The organism is Anaeropeptidivorans aminofermentans (assembly GCF_940670685.1).
Classification (GTDB): domain Bacteria; phylum Bacillota; class Clostridia; order Lachnospirales; family UBA5962; genus Anaeropeptidivorans; species Anaeropeptidivorans aminofermentans.
Window position 1 is genome coordinate 954,743 of sequence record NZ_OW711693.1, and the last position, 12,707, is coordinate 967,449.

Genomic DNA, 12,707 nt, shown 5'->3' on the forward strand with positions numbered 1-12,707 from the left:
TTATTGAAAAGATTGAATCCTGTGTGAGAATTGAAAGCGGATTTTGATACTATAGGTGTATAGCAAACTCTTAAGCAATAAAATTCAATTGTTTTATCAAGCTGAAAAGAGGATATGTATGAATGAAAATATGAAATCAGAAGAAAAAAACAGAAGAAAAAGCCCTGTGAAAATATTTCTTGATATTGTTACGGCTGTGTTTTTCGTTATATGCGTTGCTCTTCTTCTGAGCTCTATTTTATCAAAATATGACAAATCTATTTTTGGATTTAGAAGCTTTATCGTTCTAACAGGAAGCATGAGCCCAACTTTTGACGCAGGAAGCTTCATAATTGTAAAAGATAAGGCTCCCGAAAATATAGAGACAGGAGATATTATCACTTATGAAATAAGTGATAATGTTATTTTAACACACAGAGTAGTAGAAAAGAATAACACGAATGGATACTCATTTATTACGAAAGGCGACGCCAATAATATAGAAGATAAAAATCCTGTTAAGGAAACACAGATAATCGGGGTTGCCGTATTGTGGATTAACGGTCTTGGCTCTCTTTTATTAAGTCTTCAGCAGCCGCGGAATATGATTTTACTTATAAGCCTTATTCTTATTTTGTTTGGCTTGTGGGAAATTATACCTTGGTTTGTGAGGAAAAAAGATGAAGGAGATAAGACCACGAATACTTAGTTTCATAGAGGTGGTGAGTTATGAAAAAGAGAGGCTTTAAAAGGGGTATTGCATTTCTGCTGGCAGTTATTATGGTGTTTTCTGCATCGGAATTTCCTGCAGGGGCATTTGCTTTGGCTGGCACAGTAATTGGTCAGGAAAATGCAGTACCAGATGAATCGCCTTCAGAAGAAGAATCGAGTGAAGAAGAAAACACCGAAGATATCGAAAATCCTGCAGAAGATAACAATCCTATAGAAGAAGAAAAGAATGAAGAGGGTGAAACGCCTACAGAAAGTGAAAATCCGGCAGAGAGCGAAACTCCAGTGGAAAGTGAGACGCCTACAGAAGACGAAACGCCTGCAGAGGGCGAAACCCCTACGGAAGAGGAAATACCGATAGAAGGAGAAACACCTGCAGAAGGCGAAACGCCAACAGAGAGTGAAACACCTATAGAAGGCGAAATTCCTCCGGTTCCAGAAGCACCTGCAGAGGTTGAAAATCCATTTGCCGATATGGAATTTTCTATTGAATTAATGACAGACGCCCTCTATCTTTTAGCAGACCAATATGGCTATGACAGGGAAATCGTTGATTGGCTCCTGTATCACAGCTCGGAAGACTTCGGATATTTAGAGTATATATATGGCTTAATAATTAATGAACCGGAGACGATTCCTTATTTTCTTGAAGGCGTCAGCGAAAGAAAATATTATTATGAAAACCCCGAAGCATCTTCTCAAGACCCAGTCTACAAGGAAGAGGAATTGAAAGATGAAGAAAACCCTGAAATAGCGGCCGCTGCAGAAGAGTTCAGCATGTATATAGAAAATATTGTTGCTGAACGAGAAGAGGAAGCCTCAGAGGAAAAAGAAGGAACAGAATTTTATTATCCTGCGCTTTTCAGCACAAGGCTTGCACTTTTTAGCCTTTCTCCTCCCGAAACAAAAACAACTGAGATGGGAGACGGCCAATATATCAGAAAGACCATAAAAAAGCTTGATACATTCAGGCATTATCAGGTTGACCTTGAGCTAAGGGCTAAGAAAGAGATAACAGAATTGCCTGGGAAAAGCCTGGACATAGCACTTATTTTTGATACATCAGGAAGTATGGAAGGTACTAATTTAAATGGTGCGAAAGATGCTGTCAAAGCCTTTGTAAACGGCTTTCCAACGAAGGAAGAAAATGGGCAACAGATTTTTAAAGATGATGTTCGGATCAGTATAATTTCCTTCAATACAAATGCAGAAATTAAGAAAGAGCTTACGAACAATCCTCAGCAGGTTATAAACGCCATTCAAAACTTAAGTGCTAACGGCGGTACGAATATTCAAGACGGTATTTTAAAAGCAAAAAACTCTTTAGGAGTAAATGACGGGGATAATCTTAACAATTCCGACAGGAAAAAAATAATGATACTTTTATCCGACGGAGAGCCCACCAATATTGCTACTGATGAGTGGACTTATAATGAGTATCAGTTTGATAGGAATAAACATGGTTTTTCTAAGCCTAGTCTTTATAATTCAACAAAACGGTGGACTTATACGAGCTATGCATTTACAAAGACTATTTTATGGATTTTTTCTACAGACTATTTCGAGATAAAATTTGGGGATAGAGCCTTTGAAAGGCAGGATATATATAGGTCAGATTGGTTTTCCCCAATAGCGCCTATAGGAAGCACCACTACTGCTCTCAGACAGCAGGTAACCTTAGCCGAAGCACAATATGCCGCTAACCAAGGCATAGATTTATATACTGTAGCCTATACAGGCAATCAGAACCTTAAGGACCTTTTAGAAAAAATGACCTACGCCATGAACGGTTCCCCAAGCTTTAACAGTAATCTATCAGACAATGTGTTTAAAGGCGGTATTTCTCTTTCAGATATTCCTCATTATGAAGGAAAAAGAGCCTTTGCAGCCAATAATACAGGGGATCTGAAAGCAATATATGCTGAGCTTCAAGGCGAGATTTTTAAGAATTTGATTTCCTTTACGGTAGAAGATACTTTGGAAGCAAACTTTGAGTTTGTAGAATTTGCGGAAAATACTGAAAATGACAATGAAGCTAACGGGGACGACATAAGCGTTTCTGAGAACAAGATTACTTGGGAGACCAGCCTTGACAATCGGTTTGAAGGTGATTACGGAACAGGAAGATTATCCTTTATAGTAAAGGTTATCGATGCGGATATTTGGGAAAAAGGTGCAGGGCTTGATGGAAGCGCTATTGAAAAACAGCCTTTAGCCACAAGTACCTCTGTTGAATATACGCCCACCAGCAGTTCAGAGCCTGCTACAGTATATCTTGAGGAACAGCCCATAATGCCCGTAGACCCTCTTGTTAACGGCACGGCGTCGGTAGTTCTTTCAAGCACGAAGGACCCCGCAGAAGCAATTCTTTTGGGAGATGCTATAGACCTTATAGGGACGATTACAAACGGAAACGCTTCTTTTAGCTATCAATGGTATAACGGAGATGACCCTTCACCAACGGAAGCAATACCAAACGCCAACGGAACGATTGCCTTCGGCTATGGAAATAATTTAACTATCGCTATCCCGAATACCGCAGTTGAAGGCCTGAAACCTGAAGGAAACAGTTCCTACACTCTTTTCATTAAAGATGAAAAGGCGGCAGCAGCCGGATATGAAAATGAGCGGGTTTTAGGTGTTAATATCCCCGTTGCAGTAGAGGTATTTGAACCTAAGCTTACAGTTAAGGTTCAAGGAGGAAGCTCCGATATCGACGGAAGGTTTGAAACAAGGGTTATAAAGACATTGGAAAATAATCATGCTTCCAGCTGGTATTTTATGGGCCTTGCTGAAAAAACATATACGAATAATGACAATATAGAAAGAGGAACATATTCCGCAGAAGCTTATGTACCATATGGATATAAGGCAACCGGCGGAGAAGCTGTTGAGATTATTCTTACAAAAGACGGAAACGACGACTGGACAGGATATGAAAAGGAAATAACAATTGAAATTGAAAAAGATGACCCATTGTTTTTCTTTGACTGGGCATGGTTCGGCGGAAGCTTTATAAATGCTGTGTTGTTCAGATGGGAGGGGTAAAAATGAGAAAGAAAATTGCTCTGTTGGCTATACAGGCGTTTCTTCTGTTTACCCTGTTGGTCGGAACAACGAATGCATGGTTTATAGGTGAAACGGCCCCAGAAAATGCTGCCGAAGCCAAGGCGGCAAAAATAAACGCCTCCCTTGATTTTAGCCTTAACAGTAAGAAGGGGATTCCCGGGGAAAAGATTGTCATATCGGATAAAAATACAATCATGGATAATGGCAGCACAAGAAATTATATTTATAAAATAACATATACCTTAAGCGAAGGTTCTGAATTAATAGAACATATTTCCCTTTCAGAAGAAAATACGGATAATTTAGCAGTGCAGTATGATTCAACTGCCAAAACCCTTACTGTATACGGAGTAAACAAGGTTGAAACTAGACAGGATAAGAACATTATCCTTCCTGCCCTTGCGGCTGAATTTAAGGTGCTTAGGAACCCTTCTCAGGCGGCAGGCTTCATGATTTCAGCGAATCTTCAATATTGCCAGAATACAAAAGCGGCGGCAGAAGCAGTTTTAGGCATTAATGATGCTTTATTCCTTGAACTGAATAATGGGTTAGGCGGTGGAAGCAATGAGTAAGAAAAGATTATTGTTAGCTTCCTTATCCATAATCGCTATTTTAACATTAACTTTAGGCTTATCCTATGCATGGTTTACAGGAAGCTCTGAACCTGATGCCGTAAGCAGTGCGATGGCAACTGTAGATGTTTCAGTTCCTGAGGAAGCTGTTGTAACAGAGAATGAAGCTGCCTTTACAATTGCGAATAACAGCAATATCGGAACTTATTTACGCATAGGCTGGACGCCTATATATCAAGTGCGGGATGAAAACAATAACTGGGTTGATACTGCCAGAGACACTTCTCACATTACCGTTAGCTTTGCTGGTTTAGAACCAGATATCAGCGGTGCGAGCCTTAGCCCAGAACCCATAACAAGCTCAAACGGGTATTCAAAAAATATGCTGACTATGGCAGATACGAATAATAATTATTTTGTTTTACCCGGCGGCATGAGTGTAAGCGGAAAAATAAATTTAACCGGTGTTTCTGTCAGTGAAGATGGAAATGAACGACTTGTAATTGTATTTATCCCCGAAGCCCTTCAGGCCACAAAAAAGGCAGTTGAATCTGCAAGCGCTTACGGCTGGGACGCAGGCAAAGTTTTATCTCAGGACGGAAGCATAGCAGGAGGTGGTAATTAATGATTAAAGTAAGAAAATTATCCTTATTCATTGCCACTCTAACTATTATAAGCTTAATACTTACAAGTATAAATATGAAGTCCGCTTATGCAGACCAAATCATTGTATCAGGCCAGTATTCCTTAGACCTTGCCGTTTTTGACGATGACATATTAGAGATTGGTGCAAATATGCTCCCCGGAGAGAAAATTGAAGGAAGAATGCGGGTTACAAATACAGATACAAGGCCATTTATTCTCTATATAAACGTCGCTTATATACCTGAACCTTTAGAAGCGGAAGGCCCTGAAGTGTTCTCTGAGCTTTTAGATAAGCTTAATATAACCGTATCTCAGGGCGGAAATGTTTTAACCAGCTTTCCGGCAAAAGGGGGAGGCCCGTATCAATTAGGCCGTCTTGACCCCAATGGGATATCGACTTTAAATGTTAAAGTTGAAATGCAGGAAGATGCAGATGACGCTTATCAAAGCAGATTGGCACATCTTATATGGACGTTTACGGCGGAAGGTATAGGAGGACCGAATCCAACCCCAAGCCCGACCCCTGCACCACCGGACGATGACGACGATGATTCTCCGCCATCAGAACCGGTGGATAGACCGAGAACCCCCGGAAGCGCAACCGGCGGGGGAACAGTGATTACAACCAGTCCCCCGGCTGCCCCGGAGCTTATAGAAATACCCGAGGAGCCGGTGCCCTTAGGAAATCCTCAAATACCAAGCATTAACGACACGGAAGAAATTATAGAAATACTTCCTGAAGAAATTCCTTTAGGAACCATAAAGGCTAATCCTAAAACGGGAGTGGAATCTAAAGCCTTCAGAAATGCCAATATAGCATTTTTTGCAGTATCGGCTGCAATATTTTTTATAACTAAAAAGGCATCAATTAAAAATTAACATAAGCCCTTTAAGATAATTTAGGGCATTTACAAAAGAGATTTTAAAAAACATATTGACTATAAATTATACTTATTTGGAGGTAACTTAGTATGAAAAAGACAAGAATAGCAGGTATGGTATTAGGTGTATTAGCTTTAGCAGCGGGCGCAATGGGAACTTATGCATGGTTTACGGCTTCCGACAGCAATGTTGCAATCAATGTTAAAGCAGCAACGATTGTAGTAGAATCTGATGATTTAAAAGCAGATATTAATGAAGACGGCTATCTTCCGGGGGAATCTATTGTTGCCAAAGGTGTTGTAGTTCGGAATACAGGCTCCAGAGAAGCCGTAATAAAAATTACGCCGAATGTTGAGGCAAAATCAGAAGGAAATGCCGCAGACGAAGCTTTAAAAGCAGCCCTTGGAAATCCAGAGTTTACCTTTGCTGAAGGCTACAATCCTACGAACGTATTTCAAGCAGGTCAAGACCTTTACGTATTCCTTGATGCAAAAGCATCTTTCGGAGCGGAAGAGGGTAAGGAAGTTAATATTTCGGCAGGCATAAGCGAAGACCTTGGCGGACAGACAGGTCAAGAGGGCCAAAGCGGAGAAGTTACATTTAATTACACAGTTACAGCAGTACAGGGGACTAAAGCAGCTGTAGCAGCGGAGTTTCCGGCTGTAGGAAATGCATTTGATTCACTTTATAAATAAGTGTTACATAACAGATAAAAAAGCAGGTAAGATCCTTTGGGATTAAAACTGCTTTCATAATAAAAAAGCCGGAGGGTGCTAAACCCACCGGCTTTTTTATGTAAGAAATCCACGGTAAAATTTCGGTTTGTTGCTATTTGCAATTAGCTTAAAGCTTTGCAAGAATTTATTGTATCTGCTGTTTTCATACATTGCCTGATTTTTAGAGACGTTCTAACATTATAAAGCCTCCTAAAGGTGTGAGATACAAACCAATAGGAGGTTTTTTAACAATTAAGATTCAAAAATACAAAAGAGAAGTTTTATATTATAAACTTCTTATAATAAAGTAAGTAAAACCTATTTACTATGGATTCAAAAATATAGCTTTCCTTTGGAAATGGTTTATTTTTGGACCAATGTGAATATAGGATTTTTGTTACCGGTTCACTTGAATACTTATAGTAATACGCATATCAATCGGTAACGCCTCATTTTGAAACTGCTATGAATCAGAGAGATTTTCAAATTTTTTCTGTTCCTATTTCATGTAAACTGATAGCAGCGTTGCTTTTCAAATTGTGAATAAAAGAAGTATTAAGCAATTTGTTTAGGAGATAAGTCCGTTTCTTTTTCAAAATCTGTTTGAGGATTTTTTCTTAAATATCTGGTTCCAAAAGGTGTGAATATAGATACAATTGCAAATATTGCCAATATGTAGCAATACCAAACATAAGGGGCTATTTCAAATGGGCTCATAAGACCTGCAGAAAGGCTTCCTGCTATCAGAAGCTGAGCGCCATAGGGTATTATGCCCTGTATAACACATGAGAAAGTCTGTAAAAGGGTAGCGGCTTTTCTGGAATCAACGGCATACTTCTTAGATACTTCCTTTGTAAGCTGACCGCATATTATGATTGATACAGTGTTATTTGCGGTGGAAGCGTTTATAAGAGATATCAATGTACTTATGCCAAGCTCAGCGGACTTTTTAGACTTTATCATTTTGCTTATTTTATGAAGTATCCAGTCAAGCCCCCCGCCTTTTGTTACTAAATTAGCCAAGCCGCCTGTAAGCATGGATAGAAGAAAAATGTCTATCATACCTGTGAATCCCGAATAGATTTGCTGAACATAGTCAAGGCCTTTAAAACTTCCGTAACCGAAGCCTATAAGCCCTGCGATTACGATACCACCGGTCAAAACTGCAAATACATTCATACCTGCTATAGATGCTATAAGAACAAATATGTAAGGAATGATTTTAATTATATTGAAAGCATATTCCTGGCTTTCAGGAGTAGAAATAGGCTTTCCGAATATTAAGAGAAGAATTATGGTAACTATTGTTGCAGGCAATGCAAAATCAAGGCCTACTCTGAATTTATCTTTCATAGATACTTCCTGAGTTCTTGTGGCGGCGATGGTAGTATCTGATATAAAGGATAAATTATCGCCGAACATAGCGCCCCCCACAAGAGAACCAAGCACCAAAGGAAGATTTAAGCCTCCTTTTTCTGCCAGCTGGATAGCGATAGGACCTACTGCAACTATTGTTCCTACAGAAGTGCCTGTAGCTACAGAGATAAACATAGATATTAGAAAAATTCCAACAGTTATGTATTGAGCAGGTATTAATGTAAGACCAAGATTAACCGCAGAATCTACTCCGCCCATAGCGCTTGATACGGAGGTAAATGCGCCTGCAAGCAAATATATAGTACACATTATTATGATATTGTCTTCACCGCAGCCTTTGATAAATATACCAAATTTTTCATTCATAGATCCCTTTAGTAAAATAAATGCAAATATTATGCCTATAACCGCCGCAACGGGAGCAGGGAATTGATAAAACGCCATTTCTACGCCTTTTATATTCAAGATAATGCCCGCTGCCAAATATATAAGCACAAAAATAAGAAAAGGCAATAAAGCGATTCCATTACCTTTTTTGTCATTTAAATTATTCATTTTTATAATCTCCTTTTGACTATGATATTATAGGCAAATCTAAATTCAACGGATATTTGCCGTATAAACTGCCTGCCTCCATAAACATTTCAATGTTTTCTATAGGGGTATGCATGGGAATTTGGCAGCCTGTACTTAAAATATATCCTTTCTTTGAATCATGGCCTTTTCGTATACATTCTTTTACGGAACTGAATATGGCTTCTCTTTTTCCTGCATAAACAACATCTACGGGGGGAACATTGCCTGTTATAATCACTCTGTCTCCCATTACCTGTTTAGCCTCTTCCAAGTCTTCTGCATTATCTATGCTGAAATTTGAAATTCCGGCATCTACAATATCTTCCCAAATATCTCTGCTTGATCCGCAGACATGTATTCCCGGAGCGCTGCCGGTCTTTTCTTTAATTTTTTTTATATTCTTTTTGAGGGCGGGCAAAGAAAATTCTCTGAATTGCTTAGGGCTTATAAGGCTTGTTGATGAAACAGGGTCAGCAAAGCTTATCGATACGCCTAATTTTGCAACCTCTTCTATATATCTGTTATTTGCTTCTGCTACGATATCCATGAGAACATGTACTTTTTCAGGATACTTAATCATCCATTTCATAAGATTTTCTGTGCCTGCTACAGATGCGGCTACGCTGAAAGGCCCGGACATAGCGGCCCCTACGTCAACCTTGTCTACAAGGGCATCCCTTGTAAGTCTGATAGCTTCTAATAAAACAGGAAGGATACCGTCTTTATGGGGATCGGGGAGTTTAAGGGATTCTATTTCATCTACGGACTTAACAGCAGGCTCCAGCAAATATGAAATGTTATAATCCGGATAAGCAACCTTTGCACCCATTGCCTCTGCAACCCCTCTAAGGCTTGTGGATATTCCGACACTATCATGGCGCAGCCTTTCAAACAGCGCTATTTCCAGCCCTGACATAAGTTCTGCCGAATGGTAATAATCACTTGCCTTTACGCCTATAAAGGGTGTCATAGTCGCTCCCATATCGGGAATGCAGATTATGCGGTCTATTTCTTCGCCCTTAGCAAAGGCATCCATTCTCTCCCTTGGTGTCATTTCTTCTTTCCTCACTTTAAATCTCCTTTCAAAAACATTGTACTAACCTAGACGCTATAAATTATTAATCGCGTCTAATATGACAATTATATAACTAATGATGTTATAAATAAAATTGAATATAATTATAATGAACTCACAGATTATTGATAAATTTAATGTTTTTTATACTTTTGTGTCATAATAAAATATCTATTGCCGTTAAAACATAATAAAACTGACAGTTTTATTATGTTTTTTGGTTTTTATTTAATGGTTTTAAGGTTTTTGGATTTAATTTTATATCAAATCAAAATGCTTCTCTGGCCTGAATTTTTGCGGTTAAAGCTGTTTAATGCCCCAAATTATAAGTTTTTATAATAATTATATGATAGAGCTATCTGATATTAAAAACGAATCCTAAGGTCATGGTATTGCACCCGATGGTGCCGGCGGAAATTCAGCGGATAGCTGCCGAAGTGCTCCAGAAAGGGGAGGAGAAGGTGAGAAGACTTTAAATAGCCTCTTCAGATTTGACGGGATAGGTATCAAAGAAGGTTTACTACTAATACAGAAGAAGCTGAAGTATACCAATGAGTAGATGGCACAATTAAAATTGGCGTTTTTCTACGTCTATTTAAAATAAAATGGCGATAAAGCAATGTAAAAGTAAGGCTGTACCGCACCATCTTAATTGTATGTTTCACTATTATAAAAAATCAAAATCTTATAAGTTTCTTTGATTATGTAATACTGCTTATTTGGGAATGATTTATCATAGGCACTAATTGTGTTATGCCCAGTTCAAGGATTGTACAACGCTTAGAAACACAAGGAAATTTAAAATCATTCTCTTTGGCTAAGGTATGTTCTGCCGCATTAGATAGACAATCTTACATAGTATTATTTGCAAGCTATTCCTGCTTTATATAAAAATATTATTTTATCTGTTTAAATTAATTACAGAACAGAATTTTATGGCAGGTAATTTCAGCTAAATCTCTTGACAATTTTGGCGGATTAGGATACTATATATAAGTCATTGTTCGACACTATATGGGGGTATAGCTCAGCTGGGAGAGCGCTTGAATGGCATTCAAGAGGTCAGCGGTTCGATCCCGCTTATCTCCACCAAAAAACAGAATAACCGCAAGGCTTTTAGCCTTGCGGTTATTCTTATGGAAATGAGAAAGCGGATACTTGATAGATTTTTGCAGAGGAATCACAGCATGCAAAATTCTCTCGGTTTAGGCCTGCTTATTTGTACTGAAGAAAAAACCTCAAGGATAAAGAGCCCTGAGGTTTTTTATGTTTTATAAGATAGGATATGTGATAAAAGCTATAAATAAAATAATCTTTTAACATTTTTTAGAACCTTCTTATTTGTGCAGAATGGATTCCTTGCACCAGTTATTTTGTGTTTATATTATCTGAAAAATGATTTAAAGAGCATCTCAGGCCAGTGCTATTGCTCCGCAGTTATTCTTCCGTTCGGATTTTTAAACAGCAAAGCCCTCCGGCATCTCACAGACACAGAATCTTCTAGAATAGCTTAACCTGATCGATTTTGTTTTCACACTTCGGAGGAATATGGCAGTATAAACAACGGCGGTAAAATAAGTGCTAGCATCTACACAATAAAACTACGGCTCATAAACCGGAATCATCCCCATAAGGGGTATATAAGCAATATTTAAAGGCTGTTGACAATAACCGTTTAAATATAGTAGAATGAATAAAGTTAGTTATCAATAACTTCTATTTATGCAAAAAAGTTAGCCTGAGCTAGCAAAAAGAAGGCGTAATTTTGCAGTAAATCTTATAAAAACAGAGAACGAAAATACAGTAAAGGGGAGGATTTACAAGGATAAGATAAGAAAGTTTTTAGAAAATTACACATGGTCATAGGAAATTACATTACAGTGGTATCTAAAGGGGATCTGATTATAAATCTCCCATAAAAATATAATATAGATATGAATTCTATCAATTCAATAGTTGCTTGTCTATCAAGCTTACATAAGGAGAATATGTATGAGAAAATCTAAAGTTTTTAAACTAACTGCTATGATTGCAGTTTTTGCTTTAATGCTCACAGCTTGCTCAAATGCAAATAATGGGCCGGCTTCGTCTGAGAAACCCGAGGCGGAAACATCTGCAAGCCCCGAACCCTCTGCATCAGTTGAGCCTGAGCCGGCAGAATCTGTTGAACCTGAGGCAGCTTCAACTGTTGAAATTACTGATGTTCATGGAACGGTTACGGTTCCTGTAAATCCAAAGAATGTAGTTGCTTTGGATAATAGAACTTTTGAAACTTTAGCTGATTGGGGAATTGAATTAGCGGCTGTTCCGAAGGGCGTAATGCCAGCGGATTCACCCTATGTAAAAGATGATTCCGTTCAAGATATTGGCAATCATGGTGAACCAAATCTGGAAATTATAGCGGCTGTAGATCCTGAACTTGTAATTGTCGGTCAAAGATTTGCCAGATATTATGAAGATATCAAAAAATTAGTGCCAAATGCAGCTGTTATTGATCTTAATTTTGACGTTTCTGGGGAAGCGGATTCACCCGGAGATAATTTAGTAAATGGGCTTAAAGACTCCACAACCGCTTTAGGACAAATTTTTGATAAAAACGAAGAGGCGGAACAATTGGTAGCCGATTTTGAAAAGGCGATTGAAGATGCTAAAGCAGCATATAACGGAACAGATACAATCATGAGTGTGGTAGTTTCCGGCGGAGAGATTGGTTTTTCAGCGCCGCGTTCCGGACGTGTTTGGGGACCAATGTATGAAATTTTCGGATGGACTTCAGCATTAGACGTAGAAGGCGCTACTTCTGATCATCAAGGTGATGATATTTCTGTTGAAGCCATTGCACAAAGCAATCCCGATTGGATTTTCGCACTGGATCGTGATGCGGCAGTATCTTCTATAGAGGACGCAGTTCCTGCCCAGGACGTTATTGACAATTCGCCTGCCCTTCAAAACACTACTGCTGTTTCTAAAGGACAGATCGTTTATGCACCAAACGATACTTACACAAATGAATCAATACAAACTTATATAGAGTTATTTGAAAACATGGCGAATGCTTTGGCAAAGTAGCATAAAGGAGCATGACGT

Annotated in this window: 9 protein-coding genes and 1 tRNA gene; 8 read left to right on the top strand and 2 right to left on the bottom strand. The window is 38.6% G+C overall.

All coding sequences use genetic code 11. The features are described from left to right. Nucleotides 1–118: 118 nt before the first annotated feature. The 6 genes from NBX03_RS03880 (at nt 119) to NBX03_RS03905 (ending at nt 6,571) form a co-directional block, all read left to right on the top strand. A complete protein-coding gene (locus NBX03_RS03880) occupies nt 119–688 on the top strand; it encodes a signal peptidase I (protein ID WP_250229462.1) in 570 nt (189 codons plus the stop codon). A 20-nt stretch (nt 689–708) separates the two neighbouring features. Continuing rightward, nucleotides 709–3,756: a VWA domain-containing protein gene (locus NBX03_RS15855; protein WP_267134871.1), complete on the top strand. Its 3,048-nt coding sequence runs from the start codon at nt 709–711 to the stop codon at nt 3,754–3,756. Nucleotides 3,757–3,758: 2 nt separating this feature from the next. Continuing rightward, on the top strand, nt 3,759–4,349 hold the full coding sequence (locus NBX03_RS03890; RefSeq protein ID WP_250229463.1) for a hypothetical protein: 591 nt from the start codon (nt 3,759–3,761) through the stop codon (nt 4,347–4,349). Beyond that, nucleotides 4,342–4,974, top strand: coding sequence for a hypothetical protein (locus tag NBX03_RS03895; protein WP_250229464.1), 633 nt, complete (start codon nt 4,342–4,344; stop codon nt 4,972–4,974). The genes NBX03_RS03890 and NBX03_RS03895 overlap by 8 nt, the downstream gene beginning before the upstream one ends. Beyond that, the gene (locus NBX03_RS03900) at nt 4,974–5,873 is read left to right on the top strand and encodes a hypothetical protein (protein ID WP_250229465.1); all 900 of its coding nucleotides are present in this window, start codon (nt 4,974–4,976) and stop codon (nt 5,871–5,873) included. Before NBX03_RS03895 ends, NBX03_RS03900 begins: the two co-directional genes overlap by 1 nt. A gap of 92 nt (nt 5,874–5,965) precedes the next feature. Beyond that, nucleotides 5,966–6,571 carry a SipW-dependent-type signal peptide-containing protein gene (locus tag NBX03_RS03905; protein ID WP_250229466.1) on the top strand — a complete coding sequence of 202 codons (606 nt, stop codon included), beginning with the start codon at nt 5,966–5,968 and terminating at the stop codon, nt 6,569–6,571. A gap of 576 nt (nt 6,572–7,147) precedes the next feature. On the opposite strand, the gene NBX03_RS03910 is transcribed toward NBX03_RS03905, so the two are convergent. Together NBX03_RS03910 and NBX03_RS03915 are read right to left on the bottom strand one after the other, a co-directional pair. Continuing rightward, nucleotides 7,148–8,524: a Na+/H+ antiporter NhaC family protein gene (locus NBX03_RS03910; RefSeq protein ID WP_250229467.1), complete on the bottom strand. Its 1,377-nt coding sequence runs from the start codon at nt 8,522–8,524 to the stop codon at nt 7,148–7,150. A gap of 19 nt (nt 8,525–8,543) precedes the next feature. Further along, nucleotides 8,544–9,614 (bottom strand): uroporphyrinogen decarboxylase family protein, encoded by a 1,071-nt coding sequence (locus NBX03_RS03915; protein ID WP_250229468.1) that lies wholly within the window; start codon nt 9,612–9,614, stop codon nt 8,544–8,546. Between the two features lie 1,022 nt (nt 9,615–10,636). Here NBX03_RS03915 and NBX03_RS03920 point away from each other — a divergent pair. Together NBX03_RS03920 and NBX03_RS03925 are read left to right on the top strand one after the other, a co-directional pair. Continuing rightward, a tRNA-Ala gene (locus NBX03_RS03920) sits at nt 10,637–10,712 on the top strand. 900 nt (nt 10,713–11,612) lie between these two features. After that, a complete protein-coding gene (locus NBX03_RS03925) occupies nt 11,613–12,689 on the top strand; it encodes a siderophore ABC transporter substrate-binding protein (protein ID WP_250229469.1) in 1,077 nt (358 codons plus the stop codon). The last annotated feature ends 18 nt before the right edge of the window (nt 12,690–12,707 follow it).